At 64.5% G+C, this 21075-nt stretch carries 12 protein-coding genes; 6 read left to right on the top strand and 6 right to left on the bottom strand.

From position 1 onward, the window contains the following. The first annotated feature begins 121 nt into the window (after nucleotides 1-121). The 6 genes from ACR65T_RS07460 to ACR65T_RS07435 all read left to right on the top strand — a co-directional run bounded on the left by ACR65T_RS07460 (nucleotide 122) and on the right by ACR65T_RS07435 (nucleotide 12720). Nucleotides 122-2716: an MMPL family transporter gene (locus ACR65T_RS07460; protein ID WP_434495883.1), complete on the top strand. Its 2595-nt coding sequence runs from the start codon at nucleotides 122-124 to the stop codon at nucleotides 2714-2716. Nucleotides 2717-2788: 72 nt separating this feature from the next. After that, nucleotides 2789-3361, top strand: coding sequence for a DUF2147 domain-containing protein (locus ACR65T_RS07455; protein WP_434495882.1), 573 nt, complete (start codon nucleotides 2789-2791; stop codon nucleotides 3359-3361). A gap of 287 nt (nucleotides 3362-3648) precedes the next feature. Continuing rightward, nucleotides 3649-5214, top strand: a complete 1566-nt coding sequence (locus ACR65T_RS07450; protein ID WP_434495881.1) for an efflux transporter outer membrane subunit — start codon at nucleotides 3649-3651, stop codon at nucleotides 5212-5214. Continuing rightward, the gene (locus ACR65T_RS07445; RefSeq protein WP_434495880.1) at nucleotides 5211-6479 is read left to right on the top strand and encodes an efflux RND transporter periplasmic adaptor subunit; all 1269 of its coding nucleotides are present in this window, start codon (nucleotides 5211-5213) and stop codon (nucleotides 6477-6479) included. Before ACR65T_RS07450 ends, ACR65T_RS07445 begins: the two co-directional genes overlap by 4 nt. Further along, a complete protein-coding gene (locus ACR65T_RS07440; protein WP_434495879.1) occupies nucleotides 6476-9613 on the top strand; it encodes an efflux RND transporter permease subunit in 3138 nt (1045 codons plus the stop codon). Before ACR65T_RS07445 ends, ACR65T_RS07440 begins: the two co-directional genes overlap by 4 nt. Then, complete coding sequence (locus tag ACR65T_RS07435; RefSeq protein ID WP_434495878.1) at nucleotides 9610-12720, top strand: efflux RND transporter permease subunit; 3111 nt, start codon at nucleotides 9610-9612, stop codon at nucleotides 12718-12720. Before ACR65T_RS07440 ends, ACR65T_RS07435 begins: the two co-directional genes overlap by 4 nt. A 116-nt stretch (nucleotides 12721-12836) precedes the next feature. Here the strand turns inward: ACR65T_RS07435 and ACR65T_RS07430 are convergent, their stop codons facing one another. From ACR65T_RS07430 to ACR65T_RS07405, 6 genes are all read right to left on the bottom strand, one after another. Further along, nucleotides 12837-13124, bottom strand: a complete 288-nt coding sequence (locus ACR65T_RS07430; protein WP_256035532.1) for a hypothetical protein — start codon at nucleotides 13122-13124, stop codon at nucleotides 12837-12839. A gap of 142 nt (nucleotides 13125-13266) precedes the next feature. Further along, nucleotides 13267-13995, bottom strand: a complete 729-nt coding sequence (gene bluB / locus ACR65T_RS07425) for a 5,6-dimethylbenzimidazole synthase (protein ID WP_434495877.1) — start codon at nucleotides 13993-13995, stop codon at nucleotides 13267-13269. Beyond that, complete coding sequence (cobD, locus tag ACR65T_RS07420; protein WP_434495876.1) at nucleotides 13985-15010, bottom strand: threonine-phosphate decarboxylase CobD; 1026 nt, start codon at nucleotides 15008-15010, stop codon at nucleotides 13985-13987. The genes bluB and cobD overlap by 11 nt, the downstream gene beginning before the upstream one ends. Continuing rightward, a complete protein-coding gene (locus tag ACR65T_RS07415) occupies nucleotides 15007-16464 on the bottom strand; it encodes a cobyric acid synthase (protein WP_434495875.1) in 1458 nt (485 codons plus the stop codon). The genes cobD and ACR65T_RS07415 overlap by 4 nt, the downstream gene beginning before the upstream one ends. Beyond that, the gene (locus ACR65T_RS07410; protein WP_434495874.1) at nucleotides 16461-17255 is read right to left on the bottom strand and encodes a cobalt-precorrin-6A reductase; all 795 of its coding nucleotides are present in this window, start codon (nucleotides 17253-17255) and stop codon (nucleotides 16461-16463) included. The genes ACR65T_RS07415 and ACR65T_RS07410 overlap by 4 nt, the downstream gene beginning before the upstream one ends. Before the next feature lie 207 nt (nucleotides 17256-17462). Next, complete coding sequence (locus ACR65T_RS07405) at nucleotides 17463-20978, bottom strand: indolepyruvate ferredoxin oxidoreductase family protein (protein WP_434495873.1); 3516 nt, start codon at nucleotides 20976-20978, stop codon at nucleotides 17463-17465. Nucleotides 20979-21075 lie beyond the last annotated feature (97 nt).

Here is a 21075-nt window from a genome sequence, read left to right as displayed (position 1 = left end):
ATTAAGGTTTCGGCGTAAGCCGCCTTGGTGGTCGGGCAGCGCGCTTGTATAGAGGAACCCGACCCAGGAGCGCCGGTTCCCGCTCACATGAGGGCTTACGCCAGAAGGCGGGAAAAACGGAATGCTTGAAAAGCTGGTCGCCTTTTGCCTCCGCTGGCCTTGGACAGTGGTTTTGCTCACTCTCTGTCTGACGGCGGGGGGCGTATATGTCACCGCTGAGCGGTTCGCCATCGATACGGAGACCGGAAATCTGTTCTCGCCAGATATCCCCTGGCGCAAGAATGAAGCGGCGCTCTATAAAGCCTTCCCGGACCTCCTCGACGTCATCGTCGTCGTCATCGACGGCAAGACCAGCGAAGAGGCCGACGACGCCGCGAAACGTCTCAACGCGGCCCTGCAGGGCAAGCCCCTCCTGTCGCGCGTATGGCGCCCGGACGAGCACGAATATTTCCGCAAGAACGGCCTCTTGTTCCTGCCGGTCCCCGACATCGAAAAAAATGTCGGCGTGATGATCGGCCAGCGCGACGTTCTCGAACCGCTCGCCGAAGATCCAAGTTTGCGCGGCCTGTCGAGCGTGCTCGTCGGCAACTTCAAGTCCGCCTCGGGCAGCGAACGCGCCATGAAAATGTACATCAGCGGCGTCGAGGAGTTTTCCGCCGGGATCGAACAGGCGCTCGCTGGAAAACAGGCGGAGGTCGACTGGGGCAAGCTGCTGGCGTCGAGCGGAAGCGCGCCCGCCGCGCCTGAAATGGACAAGCGGCGCATCGTGATCGCCAAGCCGGTCGTCGATTATTCCGACCTTGAGCCGGGCGCCGACGCGATCAGGCTGGTGCGAAAGACAGCGGCCGACCTGCATCTCGACGAGCAACACGGAGTCAAGCTGCGCTTGACGGGTCAGGTGCCGCTCGCGGACGACGAATTCGCCACCATCTCGGAAAACATGACTCTCAACACCACTGGCACGCTCGCCGTGGTGACGCTCATTCTGTTCGCCGCGCTGCGTTCGCCAAAGCTGATTCTCGCTGTCCTCGCCACCCTGCTCGCCGGTCTCGCGATCACGTCAGGGCTCGGGATCTTGATGATCGGCCGCTTCAACCTGATCTCGGTCGCCTTCGCCGCGCTGTTCATCGGGCTTGGAGTCGACTTCGGCATTCAGTTCGCGACCCGCTATCGCGAAGAACGGCACAGCGACGACAATCTCGAACGCTCCCTGCTTTCGGCGACCCGGGGCATCGGCAGCTCGCTCACGCTCGCCGCGGTGTCGCTGCTCGCGGGCTTTTTCTGCTTTCTGCCGACCTCGTTCAGCGGCGTGTCCGAACTTGGACTCATCGCGGGCGTCGGCATGATCGTCGCCTACATCGCGACTCTCACATTCCTGCCGGCGGCGATCAAATTGCTGCGCCCGCGCGCCGAGCATGTGCCGATCGCGACCACCTCGCTCGCCGCCGTGGACCACTGGATCGCGCATCACCGGGCCTTCGTGCTGATCGCCACGGCGATTGTCGTGCTCGCCGGCATGCCGGCGCTGATGCATCTGACCTTCGACTCCAATCCGATGAATCTGCGCGATCAGAGAGTGGAATCGGTCGCGACGTTTCTCGATCTCTCCAAGGACCCCAAGACGGCGCCGAACAAGATCGAGGTGCTCGCGCCGTCGATCGACGCCGCGCGCGAAATGGAAAAGAAGATCGAGGCGCTGCCTGAAGTCGATCACGTCGACTCGATCGACTCCTTGGTCCCCAAGGATCAGGACGACAAGCTCGCCCTCGTCGACATGGCGGTTTCGCAATTGCGCGGCGTGCTGAATCCCAAGATGAAGTCGCCGCCAAGCGACGCCCAGACCATCAAGACGCTAACGAACGCCGCCAAGGCGCTGCGCCGCGCGACGGCGAAGAAGCCCATCCCCGCCGTGACGCGCTTCGCCGACGACCTCGACGCTCTCGCCAAGGCGAGCCCGGAGACGCGCGCCATGGCGCGCCAGGCGGTGTTCGGCGGCTTCGACAAGATGCTCGGCGAAATCCGTCAGGCGCTGCAAGCGCAGCGCGTGACGATCGAAACGCTGCCCGAGGATTTGCGTCGCGACTGGATTTCCGACACCGGCCTGGTGCGCGTCGAGGTGACGCCCAAAGGCGACAGCAACGACCGTGTCGTCATGACCGAATTCGCGCAAGCGATGCAAGCCATCGCGCCGGACGCGAGCGGTCCGCCGGTGATCGTGTCGGAAGCGCAAAAAACGATTACGCGCGCGTTTCTCGAAGCTGGACTCTACGCCTTTATCGCGATCTTCATCATCTTGGCGGTGGCGCTGCGCAATCCGCTCGACGTCGCCTTGACGCTGGGCCCGCTGGTGCTCGCCGGCATCATGAGCCTTCAGGCCGCCGACTTGCTCGGCATGTCGCTCAATTTCGCCAACATCATTGCGCTGCCGCTGATGTTCGGCGTCGGCGTCGCCTTCCACATCTATTATGTGATCGCTTGGCGAAAGGGCGTCGTCGACATGTTGGCGTCGAGCCTGACTCGCGCCATCTTTTTCAGTTCTCTAACGACGGGCACCGCTTTTGGCAGCTTGATTCTGTCGAGCCATCCAGGAACGGCGAGCATGGGCCAGCTTCTCGCCATTGCGCTGTTCTTCACATTGCTCGCCGCCTTCATTATCGTGCCGGCGTTTCTTGGCCCGCCGCGCGCCCCAGCACCGGATGCGGGGGACGTGGCTTGACGGAGTCGGCGTTCCGCCGTTCGCTACTTTGAGCGAATCATATTCATCGCAACCGAACAGAGGTCCGGCGTCATGAGAAAAGCACTTCTACGCATCGCGATGGCGACGGCCCTCTGCGCCCCCACGGCGGCGTACGCCGTCGACGCCGTTTACGGCGTCTGGGTTCGCGAAGGACATCCGAACGACAAGCTGGAATTCTACGACTGCTCGGGCAAGCTTTGCGCCAAGGGGATCGAGGCGATGCCAGATGGCTCACCGGCCCCGCAGGTCTTGCGCGACGCCGCCAAAACAACGCCCAACCACTGGGAGGGCGAGATCAATGATCCCGAGAGCGGCAAGACCTACATCGGCAAGATCGCGCTTGATTCGCCGACGTCGCTGACGATGACCGGCTGCCTCGTCGCCTTCCTCTGCCAAAGCGAGACCTGGACGAAAGTTTCCGGACCGACCAAGCCGGCGGCCGACGCCAAGCCCGCCGGTCAGCCTGCCGCCAAAACGGCCGCGCCCCCGCCGGACGCGAAGGAGCCTGCTGCGGCGAAACCCGCAGCCCACGAACCAGCGGCCAAGGAGACGGCGAAGCCTGCAGCCAAGGCGACGAAACCGGCGAAAGGCAAGACGACAGCCCCGCCAGCCCAAACTGAATAGCGGCGCGCTCCAGCGCGCGGCGGGGACGGCCTTACCGATAGGTAACTTGACCGTCGCAGCGCGCCGCGCGAGCTTAGAATTCACAGCTTTTCGCGCGTTGACGGCCATCGCGCGCCTCCCCGCCGCCGCTTAGAGGCCCGCAACTCGTCGCTCGTCAGGTCTTCGGTCGAGCGATACGAGTTCGCGAGTTGCAGAGACGAGCGACGGGCCTTCCCCACGCCTCCACTGGCGCTTAAGGAAGGGGACGCTCAGGCCGTTCCCGCGGTTCCTCTGGAGACGTCTGCTACTTGACCGCGCCCGCTCCGTCTCGCTCTTCTCGACCAGCGCTGGCGGCCGCCGCGACGCTCGCGGCGGCGCTCGCCGGCTGCGATCTGGAATGGGACAAGCCCAAGCTGTCGGCGCCGCCGCCGGCGCGGTTCATAGAGGCGAAGCCGCAGCCGCAGCCGCCGATTTCCGGGGGACGGAATTTCGCTGTCAAATTCGGCTCGAAGGAGCTGACCGGGCTCGTCGAGCGCGCGCTCGACGACAACCTCGACCTCGCGGCGGCGATCGCCCGCATCACGCAAGCCGACGCTCAGGCGCGCATTTCAAGCGCCGCGCAATGGCCGTCGGTCTCCATGACGGATATCGCCCGCACGACGCGGACTCCCGGCACGACGATCAACGTCGGCTCCGCGAGTTCCGGATTTAATCCGTCCACCACGTCGAGTTCGAGTTCGAGTTCGACCTCTACCTCGAGCTCCGGGTTCCGCGCGCGCAATTTCGGCTTTTTCCAACTTGGCCTGACCGCGAGCTATGAAGTGGACTTCTGGGGCAAGAACGAGGACGCCTCCATGGCCGGGCGCATCCTCGCCAACGTCTCGCGCTTCGACCGCGACGTCGTCGAAATCTCGACCGTCGCCGCCGTGCTGAACGCCTATTTCCAGGTGCTCACGGCCCAGGATCGTCTGCGCATCGCCCGCCAGAACGTCACGATCGCCCAGCAGGTCATGGACGCCATCAACGCAAGGCTCGAAGTGGGGGTGGCGACCGTGCTCGACACGTCGCAACAGCTAACCATCCTTGCCCAGCAACAGGCGACCATTCCGCCGCTCGAACAGACCCTGCGCCAGACCCGCAACAATCTTGCAGTGCTGCTGGGACAGACGCCCGAAAGCATGACCATCAGGGGCGGTTCGCTGACTCGGTTGAGCTTTCCTCGGATTGCGCCGGGTCTGCCGTCGGAAGTGCTGCTACGCCGCCCCGACGTGGCCGAGGCGGAAGCGCGACTCGCGTCGCAGGAATTTTCAGTGTTGCAGGCGCGGGCCGCCTTTTTCCCGTCTCTAACCTTGACCAGCCTCTATGGCTTCCAGAGCGCGCTGCTCTCGACGCTGCTTTTGCGGCCGGACGCCATCGCCATACAGCTCGCCGGGACGATCACGCAGCCGATGTTCGACGGATGGAATCTGCAGGGGCAATATGACCTGCAGAAAGGCCGCTACTCGGAACTCGCGGCGCTTTACCGCAAGCAAATTCTGACGGCGTTGTCCGATACCGAGAACGCGCTGATTGCAATACGCGAGACGGACCGCCAGATGAAGTTCCTGAGCGTCGCGGTGACGGCCGCCCGCCGCGCATTGGAGGCGGCGGAAATGACTCTGCGGGAAGGGACAATCGACATCGTGACGTTGGCGCAGACGCAGACGAGTTATTTCCAGACGCAGGAGCAGCTCGCCATCGCGCGGCTCTCTCATTTTCAGGCGGCGACGAGCCTTTATCAGGCGCTCGGCGGCGGCTGGGGGCCGACGACCCGCGAAATCGAGATCGCCCGCTCCAACGCGGCCTATGAAGCCGACAGGGGACCATGGCCATGACCCGCGTCAGCCGAAGGGCGCTGCTCACGATCGGCGCGCTCGCGCTCGCCGTCGCCCTGGGCTGGGCGTATCAGGCCGGAAAGATTCCCGGATTCGGCGCCAAGGACCAGGGTCCCGGCGCGGCGCGTTCCGGCGGTCCGCGCGGCGACCGTATCGTTACGGTGACGACTGCGAAGACGCGTCTCGACGACGTTCCCGTGACCATTGACGCCGTCGGCACCGTGCAGGCGCTCAACACGGTGACGATCCGCACGCAGGTCGACGGGCGGCTGCTGCGCCTCACCTTCACCGAGGGACAGGACGTCCGCAAGGGCGACATATTGGCCGAAATCGATCCGGCGCTCTATCAGGCGCAATATGATCAGGCGGTCGCCAAGAAGGCGCAGGACGAGGCCAATCTCGCCAACGCCCGCGTCGATCTCGCCCGCTATGAAAGGCTCGTCGTCGGCAATTTTGCGTCCAAGCAGCAGCACGCCACCCAGAAGGCGACCGTCGCTCAGCTCGAAGCGCTGGTGCGGGCCGACAAGGCGGCGATCGACAACACCAAGACGACGCTCGACTATGCGACGATCCGCTCGCCGATCGACGGGCGCGCCGGCATCCGCCTCGTCGACGTCGGCAATATTCTGCATGCCTCGGACCAGACCGGCATTGTCGTCATCACGCAACTCAAGCCGATCTATGTCGTATTCACCCTGCCTCAGCAGGCGCTGCCCGCGGTGCAGAAGGCGCAGGCTCAGGGAAGGGCCAAGGTCTCGGCGCTCAGTCCGGACAATGCGACGCCGATCGAAATCGGAGAGCTAAGCGTCATCGATAACCAGATCGACCAGCAGACGGGAACGGTGCGTATCAAGGCGACCTTTGCGAATCAAACGCTGTCGCTCTGGCCCGGCCAATTCGTCAATGTGCGTCTGATGCTCGACACGCTGAAAAATGTTATCGTGACCCCGAGTCCTGCGGTGCAGCGTGGGCCGAACGGGGCTTTCGTCTATGTGGCGGGCCCTGACAATATCGCGACAATGCGCGAGGTGACGACGGGTCGCCAGGACGAGAAAATCGCCGTCATCGCTTCGGGGCTTCAGCCCGGCGAGGTCGTCATCACCAGCGGCTTCTCCCGGCTGACGGACGGCGCAAAAATTCAGATCATGAATGCGCCTTCGGCTGCAAGCGCCGACGATGTCGGCGCCAGCAGCGAAGACCAGCGTTCAAACGCGGCGCGCGGAGCGCCGACCCGACGCACGCGAGGTAATCGAACGCAAAGATGAACGTATCTGCGCCCTTCATCCGCCGGCCGGTGGCGACGTCGCTCTTGGCGTTCGCCGTGCTGCTGTTTGGCATGATGGGGTATTTGCGACTTCCCGTCTCGCCGCTTCCGCAGGTCGATTTTCCGACCATTCAGGTGACGACGCAGCTCCCCGGCGGCAATCCCGATACGATCGCATCGCTGGTGACGGCGTCGCTCGAACGGCAGTTCGGCCAGATCCCGTCGCTGACCAGCATGTCGTCGCAGAGCTCTTTCGGGCTTTCGCAGATCACGCTGCAATTCGATCTCGACCGCAACATCGACGCGGCCGCGCAAGACGTTCAGGCGGCGATCAACGCCGCCGCCTCGACGCTGCCGCGCAATCTCCCCTATCCGCCGGTTTACGCCAAGGTCAATCCCGCCGACACGCCAATCCTGACGCTGACGCTGCGTTCAAAGACCGCCACCCTGCGCGATTTGAGCGATCGCGCCGATACGCTGATCGCGCCGCAGCTCTCGCAGGTCTCCGGAGTCGGCCGCGTGTCGGTGCAGGGCGGCGTCCGGCCGGCCGTGCGCATTCAGGCCGATCTTGCGCGCCTGGCGGCCAATCGCATCGGCATGGAGGATTTGCGCCTCGCCATCGCCGCGGCGAACATCGCCGGCGCCAAGGGCTCGCTTGACGGCAGGCGACAGTCATACATGCTGGACGCCAACGACCAGATTCTGCACGCGAGCGAATACAACGACATCATCGTCGCCTGGCGCAACGGCGCGCCGGTGATGCTTCGCGACGTGGCTCAGGTCATCGACGGCCTGGAGAACGCCCGCGTCGGCGGCTGGCACAATGGCGAGCAGACGGTCGTTCTCGACGTGTTGCGCCAGCCGGGCGCCAACATCATCAACACGGTCGAGCTGGTCAAGAGCGAACTGCCGCAGATTCAGCGGGCGCTTCCCGCCGGCATGTCTCTGGAGATCGTCAACGACCGTACCGTAACGATCCGCGCCTCGATTTTCGAGGTGCAGCTGACGCTTGTCATCGCCTCGGCGCTCGTCGTGCTCGTCGTGCTGATGTTCCTGCGGAGCTGGCGGGCGACGGTCATCGCCGGCGTTAGCCTGCCGCTCTCGATCATCGCCACATTCGCGATCATGTGGGCCGCGGGCTTCTCGCTCGACAATCTGTCGCTGATGGCGCTGACCATCGGCACGGGCTTCATCGTTGACGACGCGATCGTGATGATCGAGAACATCGTGCGCAATATCGAGGAAGGCAAAGCGCCGCGTCAGGCCGCGCTCGACGGCGCGCGCCAAATCGGATTCACGGTCGTATCGCTCACCGTCTCGCTTATCGCCGTCTTTATACCGCTGCTGTTCATGACCGGCATCGTCGGACGGATGTTCCGCGAATTCGCGCTGACGTTGACGATCGCCGTCGTCATTTCGGCGGTGATCTCGCTAACGCTGACGCCAATGCTTTGTGCGGCGCTGCTGCGGATGTCGCCGCCGCGGGGACAATCGCGATGGGAGACGCTTTCGCTGGCGCTCGATCGCGCTTATCACGTCTCGCTCGATTGGGCGCTCAAGCGCGAGAGATTCATGCTTGCGCTCACCGTCGCGACTCTGGCGCTCACCGTCGCGCTCTACGCCGTTATTCCCAAAGGCTTCCTACCGCGACAGGACACCGGCGTGCTGTCGGTGGTTTTAGAGGCCTCGTCGGACGCGTCCTTCGATAAGATGACGGCGCTACAGGCGAAGATCGCCGAAGAGTTTCGCCGCGACCCGGACGTGAGCGGCGTGACATCGGTGCTCGGCGTCGGCCCCCTCAATGCGACGACCAATGTCGCGCGGCTCACCGTGATGCTGCGTCCGCATGACGAGCGCCGGGAGAACGCCGAAAAGATCGCCGACCGTCTGAAGGCGGCGGGCGAACAAACGCCGGGCGTCACGCTTTACGTCCAGCCGGTTCAAGACATCCAGATTACGACGCGGCCAAGCCGGTCGCAATTTCAATATACGCTGACCGCCGCTGACGGCGGCGAATTGCTGACGTGGTCCGGCCGATTGCTCGATCGACTGCGCATGACCCCAGGCTTGCGTAACGTCGCCGCCGAAACGCAGGAGGGCGGTTTGCGCACGCTGATGCGAATCGACCGCGACAAAATGGGGCGGCTCGGCATTACGGCGCAAAATGTCGACGACGCGCTGAACGACGCCTTTGGGCAGCGGCAGATTTCGATGATTTACACGCAGTCGAATCAATATCGCGTCATTCTTGAAGCTGCGCCTCAATATCTGCGCGACCCGTCGGCTTTGGAGAAGCTTTATGTCGCGCCGCTTGGCGGCGGACCGCAGACGCCGCTTGCGACTTTTGCGCGCCTGGAAAATCTCTCCGCGCCGCTTTCCGTCGCGCATCAGGATCAGTTTCCAGCCTCGACAATCAGTTTCGATCTTGCCGAGGGCTATTCGCTTGGCGACGCGGTGAAAATGATCGCCAACGCGGAAGCCGCAGTCGGCATGCCGTCGTCAATCGTCGGCGTATTCAGCGCCGACGCCGCCGAATTCAACAAGTCGCTGGCGAGCCAACCCTGGCTCATTCTCGCGGCGATCGTGTCGATCTATATCGTGCTCGGCGTTCTTTACGAAAGCTTCGCCCATCCCTTCACCGTCCTGACGACCTTGCCGTCGGCGGGCGTTGGCGCGCTGCTCGCGCTGCTCGCCTTCCACATCGAGATGTCCATCGTCGCGCTGATCGGCGTCGTTCTGCTGATGGGCATCGTCAAGAAGAACGCGATCATGATGATCGACTTCGCGCTGGACGCCGAGCGCGACGACGGGCTCTCGGCGCGCGACGCGATCGTGCGCGCCTGCCATCTGCGCTTCCGTCCCATCATGATGACGACGCTTGCCGCGCTCTTCGGCGCGCTGCCGCTCGCACTCTCGCATGGGCCGGGCAACGAGTTGCGCATTCCGCTGGGCGTCGCGATCATCGGCGGCCTGCTGCTCTCGCAGGCGCTGACGCTTTACACGACGCCGGTCATCTATCTCGCCGTGGAGCGGCTACGTGTGCGGCTCTCGCCGCCGGCCGAGCCGCCAGCCGCGGAGGAGTTTGAACCGATCGGCCAACTGCCGAAGCCGCCAACCCGCGAGGCCGCTGAGTGAACGTCTCCGCGCCCTTCATCACGCGGCCAGTCGCGACGACGCTGCTTGCCGGCGCGTTGTTTCTGCTGGGAGCCGTCGCCTATTTTTTCCTGCCCGTCGCCAGCCTGCCGGAGGTGGATTTTCCGATCATCGGCATCTCCGCCCAGCGCCCGGGCGCCGATCCGCGGACGATGGCGGCGTCGGTCGCGGCGCCGCTCGAACGTCGCCTGTCCACCATCTCCGGCCTGAATGAGTTGACTTCGACCAATTCACTCGGTTCGACTCAGATCATCGCCCAGTTCGACATCTCGCGGCCGATCGACGCCGCGGCGCGCGACGTGCAGGCGGCGCTTAACGCCGCGCTCACCGACCTGCCGACCGATCTGCCAACGATGCCGACCTATCGAAAGGCAAGCCAATCCAGCATGCCCGTGCTCGTGCTGGCGATGACCTCCGACACATTGCCGACGAGCGCCATTTTCGATGCCGTCGACTCCGTGATGCTGCAGCGCGTTTCGCAGGTTCCGGGCGTCGGCGAGGCGCGCCTCGCCGGCGCCGAGCAGCCGGCGATCCGCGTCCAGGTCGACAGCGCGCGGCTCGCCGCCATGGGGCTCGGCGTCGACGCCGTCGCCAATGCGCTCAACGCCGCCAACGCCCACTCCTCCGTGGGGGCGCTCGGCGGCGATAGGAGGGAGATCACGCTCGCCACGACCGATCAGCTGTCGACGCCTGACGATTATCGCAACATCGTCATCGCATCGCGCAACGGCGCGGTGGTCAAGCTCGGCGACGTCGCCACGGTCGAGCGCGGCGTCAAAAACCGCAACGCCGCCGGCTGGTTCAACGGCAAGCCCGCCGTGCTGCTTATCGTCACCAAACAACCCAACGCCAATGTGATCGAAACGGTCGATCAGATTAAGGCGCTGTTGCCGCGGCTTCAGGAATGGATACCGAGCGGCATCAAGATCGACGTGCTCGCCGACCGCACGCAAACGATTCGCGCCAGCATTCATGACATTCAGCGCACGCTGGCGATCTCCGTCCTGCTGGTGATGATGGTCGTCTACGTATTTCTGCGCCGTTCGACGCCAGTCATAGCCGCCGGCGTCACCGTGCCCCTTTCTCTGGTCGGCACTTGCGCGGCGATGTGGGCCGCCGGTTTCTCGCTCGATAATCTATCGCTGATGGCCCTGACGGTCTCGGTCGGCTTCGTCGTCGACGACGCTATCGTCATGATCGAAAACATCCAAAGCAACGCCGAGCGCGGTCTGAACCGCATGGAAGCGGCGCTGGTGGGCGCGAAGCAGATCGGCTTCACCGTCCTTTCGATCAGCCTCTCGCTCGTCGCCGTTTTTATACCGCTGCTCTTCATGGAAGGCGTGATGGGCCGGCTGCTGCGCGAATTCTCCTGGACGCTGACCTTCGCGATTGCGATTTCAACGGTCATCTCCCTGACAGTGACGCCGATGATCTGCGCGCGCTTGCCTGCGCATCGCGAGAAGCCGCCATCGCGCTTCGATCGGATCGTCGAAGGCGCTCTCGACACGGTCGTCGATCTGTATGCGCGCAGCCTGCGGCCGGTGATCGATCATCCGTGGGCCACCCTTATTGTCGTTGTCGTCTCGATCGCCTGGACGGTGCGTCTCTACGAAACGATCCCCAAGGGCACGCTGCCCCAAGACGATATCGGCCTGATCAATGGAACCACCGAGGCGTCTGGCGACGTGTCTTTCGCCGAGATGGAGCGGCTGCAAAGGCTCGCGTCTGATACGCTGCTCGCTGATCCGGATGTGGCCAATGTCGGCTCGTTCATCGGCGCGAAAAGCTTGACCGCCTCGATGAATCAGGGCCGGCTGTTCGTCGCCTTGAAGCCGGCGGACGAACGGCGTGCGTCGAGCAAGGAGGTGATCGCGCGCCTGCGCGGCCAATTCGCGAAAATCCCCGGCCTCAGCGTGTTCATGGTGCCTTCGCAGGATCTGCGAAAGGGCGGGCGGATGAGCAAGTCGCAATATCAGTTCACTCTGTCGAGTCCGTCTGTCGAAACTCTCGAGACGTGGCGCGACAAGGTGGTGGCGCGCCTAAAGCAGGCGCCCGAGCTTGTCGACGTGACCACCGATCAGGAGCGCGGCGGCCTTCGCGCCAAAATCGTCATCGATCGCAACGCCGCCTCCCGCATGAATGTGCAGATCGCCGCCATCGACGCGGCGCTGAATAGCGCGTTCGGCCAACGGCAGGACGCGATCATCTATACTCAGCGCAACCAATATCGCGTGATCTACGAAACGCCGCCCGAACGGCAGCGAGACATTCGCGACCTCGCCGGAGTCTACGTGACGTCGACGACCGGCGAGCAGATTCCGCTGACCGCGCTCGCCCATATCGAGCGCAGTTCGACGCCGCTCGTCGTCAATCATCAGGGCGTGGTGCCGGCGACGACCATTTCCTACAATGTCGCGCCCGGCTACAGCCTCGACGCGACCGTCGCGGCGATCGAAACTGCGATTGCAGAACTCAATCCGCCGGGTGGCCTGCGCGCCGAATTCGCAGGCGACGTCGCGGATTTCCGCAAGGTGGCGGCGGGAATGGCGGCGTTGATCATTGCCGCTCTGCTTTCGGTCTACATCATTCTCGGCATTCTCTACGAAAGCCTCATTCATCCGATCACGATCATCTCGACGCTGCCGTCCGCCGGTCTCGGCGCGCTACTGTCGCTCGAACTGTTCGGCGTCGAATTCACCATCATCGCCTTCATCGGCATTTTGCTGCTGATCGGCATCGTCAAGAAAAACGGCATCATGCTCGTCGACTTCGCCTTGCAGGCGGAGCGCGACGGCGGCATGTCCGTGCATGACGCGGCGCTCGCGGCGGCGCGCGAACGCTTCCGTCCCATTCTGATGACGACGCTCGCCGCGATTTTCGGCGCGCTGCCGCTCGCCTTCGCGACCGGGATCGGCGCCGAACTCCGGCGTCCGCTCGGCATCACCATCGTCGGCGGATTGCTGCTCAGCCAGGCGCTGACGCTCTACACGACGCCAGTGATCTATCTGCTGATGAGCAGGCTTAGGCGCAAAAAACCGGCGACGCCGGCGCACCAGCGCATCACGCCGCTAAAAGCCCACGGCGCTTGACGTTAGAGGGCGCCGCGAAAAAGTGGACGCCGGTTTTTCGCGTAAAGCGCGCTCTAAGTTTTTGGAATCGATCACGTCATCTGCGCTTAGGCGATTCCGCCTAAACGCAGCGTGATCTAGTGCGCCGGCGTTTGCGGCGTTTCGAAGAAGAAGCGCAACACCTGGGCCGCGCCGCAATCCTCGATCGGAATGTGCCAGAATTTCGAATCGAGATCCGGAAACCGCTCCATCGGCAGCTGGATCTGCGTGAGCCGCGCGTGATTGTCGAAGCCGCGCAGCATGGCGCGTTCGAACAGTTTCAGCAGCTGCTCTTCGCAGTCTGGCACTTCCGTGACGGTGAGAATGATGTTGTTGGCGAGGGGGAAGTCTTTCTCGAACAGCTGTTCCAAATTAACCGGCGCCATATTCGCGTCTCCGACGCCCCCTAATTGGAGCTTCGACTATCAGGCGGTTCCTACGCTCCAACCCTTTCACGCGTCACGCTAAAAAGCGAACGACGCTAACAGGTTGTCGATCGAAGTCCACAGGAAAGCCGGGCTCAGCCTTTCAGTTATTTAAGGCGGGTTTGTGGACGGCCAATTCTCCCCAGCTGTCCTCGAAGATCAGATTCTCCAACGGCAGACGCGAGGCCCAGCGTTTCGCTTCGAGCTCCGGCAGCTTGTAGGCCTGCGCGACATAGCCGACGCAGAGATAGGCGACGATGGCTATCTCATTGGGAATCCTGAAGATCTGGCGCAGATCGGCTTCCCTGACGATGCTTACCCAGCCGACGCCGACGCCTTCGGCGCGCGCCGCCAGCCATAGATTTTGAACTGCGCAGGCGGTGCTGAGGATATCGGTGTCCGGCTGCTGCGTGCGCCCGAGCCCGGTCGCGCCGAACCGCGCGCGATCGCAGGTGACGCAGATATTCAGCGGCGCCTTGATGATCCCTTGCAGCTTGAGGCTGCGATACAGCGAGCGACGCTCCGGCTCCAGCGCCTGCTCCTCGGCTTCACAGGCGCGTTGAAAGGCCGCGTAGGCGGCGCGTCGCTTCTCGACGTCCCTGATAATGATGAAATTCCATGGCTGCATGAAACCGACGGAGGGCGCATGGTGCGCTGCGTCGAGGATGCGCAGCAGAACTTCGCGCGGCACGTCGTCAGGCAGGAACTCGTCACGCACGTCGCGGCGCGTGTGAATGACGCGGTAGATCGCCGCGCGTTCGGCGTCGCTGAAGGCGTCGGCGGGCGCAAGACCCGCTTGCTCCTCATCCGGCTTCGATGACTCAGCCGCCATCGACGCTCTCCAGCGCCGCGGCAAGCCGCGCCCAGGCGGACTCGTTTGGCGGCAGACCGAACCGCAGCCCGTCTGGCCTGTCGGCGAAGCCTCGGGTCAATATGCCATGCGCGGCGAGACGCGCAAACCAGCGGGAGGCGTCCGAACGCGCCGCCAGCCGAAACAGAGTTGTCCCCCCGACAATCTGGAAACGGGCCTTGGTCAGCAGCGCGTCGAGGCGCGCAGCCTCGCCCGCGCAGGCTCGCGCCGCGCCTGTGCGCCATGCTTGATCCGCAAGCGCGCGGGCGCCGATGGCCAGCGCCGGACCGGACACCGCCCAGGGTCCGAGCGCGGCGCGCAGCTTCGCCCCGCGCGCATGCGAACAGAGCGCGAAGCCCAGCCGCAATCCGGGAAGCCCATAGGCCTTGCCGAAGGAGCGCAGCACAACGAGGCTCTCATTCTGCGCGAAACGCGCGACGCTCGCTTCCGGCGTGAAATCCATGAAGGATTCATCGACGATCAGCACACCGCGTTGCGACATTTGCGTGGCGGCGGACAATATGTCCTGCGTCCCGACCACGCGTCCGTCCGGATTATTGGGAGTGACGATCACGCCAACGTCGGCGTTCGCAAGCGAGTCTAATGTTTCCACCATATCGACCTGCGCGCCCATTGCCGCCCAACAGGCGGCGTGCTCGGCATAGGTGAAGCCGAGGATCGCGACGCGTTTGGCCGGGAAAACGCGCGGCAGCATCTGAATGAAGGCTTGCGCGCCGCCGCCTGGAACGACGTCGGCTCCGGCGGGCGCGCCATAGGCCTTGCGCGCGGCGCCGTCGAGGGCGGCGAAAGCGTCATCGTCCGGAAGGCGCGTGAAAACCTCATCGGCAAGCAGCGGCAGCGGATAGGCGCGCGGATTGACGCCCGTCGACAGATCGATCCAGGGTTGCGGCGCGTCGGGAAAAAGCCGCCGCGCGGCGTCGAGTCGCCCGCCATGCGCGACGAGCGGCGGCGCGCCGATTGCCGAATGCGCCGTCATCGCGCCATCTCCCACAGCGCGTCGAGATCGATATGGCGCGCGCAATGCGCCGCAAGCGCGTCAAGCGTCTCTTCGATCGACTCCTCGTAACGCAGCGACGATTGCGGCGCGCCGAGCGTGCGCAGCAGCGACGCGCGCAAGCAATCGTCCGCGAAGATTCCATGCGCATAGGCGCCCGCCAGACGCCCGTCGCATGAGCTCGCGCCATCCGCGCGACCATCCGCCAGTTGGAGCGTCGGCCGCGCGCAGTCGGGACCGGCAGTTGCGCCAACATGCATTTCGTAGCCGCAGAACGGCGCGTCGAAAAGCGGCGCGTGGCCGCTGACCGGGGCCAGCGCTTTTTCTCCCGTCAGCGTCGTTTCAATATCGAGGAGACCCAATCCCTGCGCTTCGCCGGCGGCGCCTTCGACGCCGAGCGGATCGCGGATGACGCGGCCCAGCATCTGATAGCCGCCGCAAATGCCGAAGACGCGGCCGCCGCGGCGCACATGCGCGAGAATGTCGATATCCCAGCCATTGGCGCGTAGCGCCGCCAGATCGGCGATCGTCGCTTTCGAGCCCGGCAGGACGACGAGTTGCGTCTCCGGCGACAGCGGCTCTCCGTCTTTCAGAAAGACCACGCGCACGCCGGGTTCGGCTTTCAGCGGATCGAGATCGTCGAAATTGGCGATATGCGGCAAGAGCGGAACGGCGATCACGACGCCGTCGCGCTGATCGCGGCTGCTCGTGCGCAGTCCGAAGGCGTCCTCCGCCGGAAGCCGCGCCGCAGCCTCAAAAAAAGGCACGAGGCCGAGCGAACGCCAGCCGGTCCGCGCTTCGACGAAACGCAGGCCATCGTCGAACAACGAGGCGTCGCCGCGAAACTTGTTGACGATGAACCCCTCGATCATCGCCGCGTCGTCATCGCCGAGCGCCGCCTTGCAGCCGACGAGCTGGGCGATGACGCCGCCGCGGTCGATGTCGCCGACCAGCACGACCGGAACGTCGGCTTCACGGGCGAAGCCCATATTGGCGATGTCGTTCTTGCGCAGATTGATTTCGGCGGCGCTGCCGGCGCCTTCGACGATGACAAGCTCGGCTTCAGCCTTCAGCCGCCCGTAGCTTTCGAGCACAGGCTGCATCAGGCGCGGCTTCAAATCCTGGTAGTCGCGCGCCTTCGCCTGGCCGACGACGCGTCCCTGCACGATGATTTGCGCGCCCGAGGCGCCTTGCGGTTTGAGCAGCACGGGATTCATGTCGATGCGAGGCGTAAGCCGCGCGGCGCGCGCCTGCAAGGCCTGGGCCCGGCCGATCTCGCCGCCGTCGCTCGTCACCGCGGCGTTGTTCGACATGTTCTGCGGCTTGAAGGGCGCGACCCTGACGCCGCGATTGGCGAAGGCGCGCGCGAGCCCGGCGACGAGCAGCGACTTGCCGACGTCGGAGCCCGTGCCCTGGATCATCAGCGTGCGGCTCATGACGCGAGGAAAGCCATCGCCGCGTCGATGCTATGCGTCGTCGGGGCGTCCGCGCTTGCCGGCCGCGCGATCATGACGACGTCAAGCCCGAGCGCCCGCGCCGCTTCGATCTTGGCGTAGGCGAGCGCGCCGCCGCTGTTCTTGGTGACGACGATCTCGATGCGCCTCTCGCGCATCAGCGCGATCTCATCCTCCAGCGCGAAGGGACCGCGGCCGAAGATCACCTCGCAGGAGGGCGGCAGGTCGGCGGCCTGCGGCGGTTCGATCACCCGCAAGAGATAGTCGTGCTGCGGCGCGGTGCGAAAATCGGCGACGCCCTGCCGGCCGATCGCGAGAAAGACGCGGCGCGGCGCCGCGCCGAGCGCGCGCGCCGCCGCGGCGTTGTCGTCGACGTCGATCCAGCGATCGCCGTGCGCAGAGACCCATGGCGGGCGCGTCAGGACGAGCAGCGGCATGCCGGCGGCGGCGCAGGCGGCCCGGGCGTTGGCGGAGATGCGCGCGGCGAAGGGATGCGTCGCGTCGACGACATGCGAGATGCGCTCCTCGACGAGATAGCGCGTCAATCCTTCGACGCCGCCGAACCCGCCCACGCGAACCGGCAGATCATGCGCGCTCGGCGCGCTGGTGCGTCCGGCAAGCGAAATGACGCCGTCGAGACGCGAGTCGGCGGCGATCCGCGTCGCAAGCGCGCGCGCTTCGCTCGAGCCGCCGAGCACGAGCGCGCGGCGCCGCTCGATCGCTGCGGAGAAAAGAGATGGCGTCGAATACGACTCTCTCACGCCGAATTCCATCGCTCCATTCACTCACATCGCAGCAGAACTGATTGACCGCTTCGCGGATGTCTTTCCCGACGCGCGGAAGCGCGATCGGAAATCCAGGGCCAAATCCGAGCCTCGCAATGCGGCTCTGGATTCCCGATCGGGCCTTTGGCCTGTCGGGAATGACAGCCCCAAGGCGCTGGCGGTCGGATTTATATCACCGCTTCGTCCCGGAGGGGCTCACTCTGCGGCGAGTTTCACCGCGGTTGGCTGGCGATATTCGGCCATGAGCCGCTCGCGCTCAGCGTCCGCCGCCGCGATGTGGCGGGCCTTAATGTGGCCAAAGCCGCGAATGTATTCCGGCACACGCGCCAGCGCGACGGCGCCCGCGTGGTTTTCCCGCGTCAGCGAAGCAGAAAACTCATCGAGCAGCGCTTCGTAATCCTTCAGCAACCTGCCCTCGACCACCCGGTCGTGGTCGAAGCGGAAGACGTCGAACCAGGTGTTGCGCAAGCTCTTCATTCGCGCCAACACGCGCAGCACCTTGAACATCCAGGGTCCGAAGGTGATCTTGCGCGAGCCGCCGAAGTCGGTCTTGCGCTGCAGCGACGGAAAATTCGGCGCGAGATGCAGTTCGAGACGCAGATCGCCGTCGAATGTTTCCTCGAGCTGGCGCTGGAAAGCGCCGTCCGTGTATAGCCGCGCAACCTCATAATAGTCTTTCGTCGCCATCAGCTTGAAGAGATAGCGGGCGACCGCTTCGGTGAGTTCGCGTGAACCCGGCGCGCGCGCGGCCTCCAATTGGGCGATCTTCTCGACGCGGGCGCGATAGCGCGCGGCGTAGGCCTCGTTCTGGTAACCGACGAGAAAAGCCGCGCGACGTTCGATAATCTCATCGAGCGTCTTCGAGTTCTCGCGATCGCCGTTGGGCTGGCGCAGCGACTTAACGGTGGCGAGCACGCTGCTCAGATCATGCGCGGCGCGCCGACCCCACAGAAAGGCCGATTGATTCATCGGCACGGATTCGCCGTTCAGTTCGATGGCGCGCAGGATCGCGGCGTCGGACAGCGGCAGATAGCCCTTCTGCCACGCATAGCCGAGGATGAAAATATTTGCGGCGATCGAGTCGCCGAGCAGCGCCTGCGCGAGCGCCGTGGTGTCGATGAAGGTCGACTCCGGCCCTGCGGCCCAGCGGATCGCCTGCTTGATCTCTTCCGAAGGCAGCACGAAGTCCGGATTGCGCTCGATATCGCCGGGAAACACCTCGGCGCTGTTGACGAGCACCGCCGTCTTGCCCTGCTCGACGGCGGCGAGCACCTGCTTCGCGCCGGCGACGACGAGGTCGCAGCCCAGCAGAAGATCGGCTTCGCCCGCGGCGATGCGGATGGCGTGAACCTCCGCCGGCGTGCGGCCGATTTTCACGTGGCAATAGACCGCCCCGCCCTTCTGCGCGAGGCCGGCCATATCGATGACGCCAACCCCTTTGCCCTCGAGATGCGCAGCCATGCCGAGAATGGCGGAAACGGTGACGACGCCCGTGCCGCCAAGCCCGGCGATGAGAACGCCGTAGGGCACGGCGCCGATTTCGGCGATCGCAGGCTCCGGCAACGCCGGCAGTCCGCCGTTATCCTGCGTCGAGGGCAGCGGCGCCTTTTTCATGCGCCCGCCATGTACGGTGACGAAGCTCGGGCAGAACCCCTCGAGACAGGAAAAGTCCTTGTTGCAGGCCGACTGGTCGATCCGTCGCTTGCGGCCGAATTCGGTTTCGACCGGCTGCACCGCGACGCAGTTCGACGCCGTGCCGCAGTCGCCGCAACCCTCGCACACGAGTTCGTTGATGATGACGCGCGAATCCGGATCGCTCATCAGCCCGCGCTTGCGCAGGCGACGCTTTTCGGTTGCGCAGGTCTGATCATAGATCAGCACGGTGACGCCGTCCGTTTGCGCCAGATCGCGCTGCACTTCGTTGAGGACATTGCGATGATGGATCGTCAGGCCGGGCGGCCAGCCGATCGTCGGCGCATATTTGCCAGGCTCATCGGAGACAAGGGCGATCTTCTGCACGCCTTCGGCCGCGACCTGCCGCGCGATCGTCTCGACGGTCAGCTCGCCTTCATGCTTCTGGCCGCCGGTCATCGCGACGACGCCGTTGAAGAGAATCTTGAAGGTGATGTTGGTGTTGGTCGCGACGGCAAAGCGGATGGCGAGCGACCCTGAATGATTATAGGTGCCGTCGCCGAGATTTTGGAACATATGCTTGCGCGTCGAGAACGGCGCTTCGCCGATCCAGTTCGCGCCTTCGCCGCCCATATGGGTGTAGCCTTCCGTCGAGCGGTCCATCCATTGCGCCATGTAATGGCAGCCGATGCCGGTGTAGGCGCGCGAGCCCTCGGGCACATGGGTCGACGTCGAATGCGGACAGCCGGCGCAAAAATGCGGCACCCGAACGGTGACGTCGGTCATCGTCCGGCGGCGATCCTGCAGCTTCTCGAGCCGGCGCACGCGCGCCTCCAGCTCTTCGAGCGGATGATATTTCAACAGCCGTCGGCCGATGGCGATGGCGACGTCATTGGAGTCGAGCGCGCCCTTGACCGGGAACAGCCACTCGCCGCGCTCGTCCTTTTTGCCGATGCAGAGCGGCTGATGCGGCGCGCCGTATAGTTCCTCGCGCAGCTGCACTTCAATGAGCGAGCGCTTCTCCTCGACGACGATGATGAGGTCGAGGCCGCGGGCGAATTCACGCAGACCTTGCGGCTCCAGCGGCCAGGGCGCGGCGATCTTGTAAAGGCGCAGACCGAGATCGTTCGCCTTCACCTCGTCCAGGCCGAGATCGTCCATCGCCTGGCGCACGTCGAGATAGGACTTGCCGACGGTGATGACGCCGATCTTCGGATTGGCGCCGCCGGACGTGATGATACGGTTCAACCGATTGGCGCGGATGAAGGCGAGCATCGCGTCGCGCTTGCTCTCCTGCATGCGCTCTTCCTGCGCGAGAACCGGATCGCCGGGGCGGATGTTGAGGCCGCCCGGCGGCATGAAGAAAGATGGGGGGGCGATCGGGCGGATGCGGTCGAGCGAACCGTCGATCGAGGCCGTCGACTCGACCGTATCCTTAAGGAGCTTCAGACCGACCCACACGCCCGCGAAACGCGACATGGCGAAGCCGTAAAGCCCGTAATCGAGAATTTCCTGCACGCCGGCCGGCGACAGGATGGGGATCATCACATCGACGAAATGGTAATCGGACTGATGCGCGGTGGTTGAAGATTCCGCGGTGTGATCGTCGCCCATGAGGGCCAGCGCGCCGCCATGGCGCGACGTGCCGGCGAGATTGACGTGGCGGAAAGCGTCGCCGCTGCGGTCGATGCCTGGACCTTTGCCGTACCAGAGCGAGAAGACGCCGTCGTATTTGCCTTCGCCGCGCATCTCGGCCTGCTGCGCGCCCCAGATGGCGGTCGCGGCGAGATCCTCGTTGAGCCCCGGCATATACAAGATATTATTGGCGTCGAAGAGCGCCTTGGCCTTGTGCATCTGCGCGTCGACGCCGCCGAGCGGCGAGCCGCGGTAGCCGGTCACGAAACCCGCGGTGTTCAGTCCGGCGCGGCGGTCCGCCTCCTTCTGCATAAGGAGCATGCGCACGATCGCCTGGGTGCCAGTGATCAGAACGCGGGACCTATCGAGATCAAATCGATCGGAGAGCGACGCCTCGGCGAAGGCGGAGCCGGTCTTTGCGTCGCTGGCGGCGATGTCCGCCATTACTGCTCTCCTGCAAGAAATCGGGGCGAAGCGCGCTTGGGACTCTTGCGCTCACACGCTAAAAGCAAGGATCAACCCGTGAACGAATCCGGTTTAA

This window comes from Methylocystis sp. (genome assembly GCF_051061285.1).
Classification (GTDB): domain Bacteria; phylum Pseudomonadota; class Alphaproteobacteria; order Rhizobiales; family Beijerinckiaceae; genus Methylocystis.
This window is presented reverse-complemented; position numbering and strand designations above follow the sequence as displayed.

Excerpts from the sequence above, each read along its gene's own strand:
- ACR65T_RS07460 (WP_434495883.1), top strand. The coding sequence starts at position 122 with ATGCTTGAAAAGCTGGTCGCCTTTTGCCTCCGCTGGCCTTGGACAGTG.
- cobD (WP_434495876.1), bottom strand. The coding sequence starts at position 15,010 with ATGACGGCGCATTCGGCAATCGGCGCGCCGCCGCTCGTCGCGCATGGC.
- ACR65T_RS07440 (WP_434495879.1), top strand. The coding sequence starts at position 6,476 with ATGAACGTATCTGCGCCCTTCATCCGCCGGCCGGTGGCGACGTCGCTC.
- ACR65T_RS07430 (WP_256035532.1), bottom strand. The coding sequence starts at position 13,124 with ATGGCGCCGGTTAATTTGGAACAGCTGTTCGAGAAAGACTTCCCCCTC.
- ACR65T_RS07415 (WP_434495875.1), bottom strand. The coding sequence starts at position 16,464 with ATGAGCCGCACGCTGATGATCCAGGGCACGGGCTCCGACGTCGGCAAG.
- bluB (WP_434495877.1), bottom strand. The coding sequence starts at position 13,995 with ATGGCGGCTGAGTCATCGAAGCCGGATGAGGAGCAAGCGGGTCTTGCG.
- ACR65T_RS07455 (WP_434495882.1), top strand. The coding sequence starts at position 2,789 with ATGAGAAAAGCACTTCTACGCATCGCGATGGCGACGGCCCTCTGCGCC.
- ACR65T_RS07445 (WP_434495880.1), top strand. The coding sequence starts at position 5,211 with ATGACCCGCGTCAGCCGAAGGGCGCTGCTCACGATCGGCGCGCTCGCG.
- ACR65T_RS07410 (WP_434495874.1), bottom strand. The coding sequence starts at position 17,255 with ATGGAATTCGGCGTGAGAGAGTCGTATTCGACGCCATCTCTTTTCTCC.
- ACR65T_RS07405 (WP_434495873.1), bottom strand. The coding sequence starts at position 20,978 with ATGGCGGACATCGCCGCCAGCGACGCAAAGACCGGCTCCGCCTTCGCC.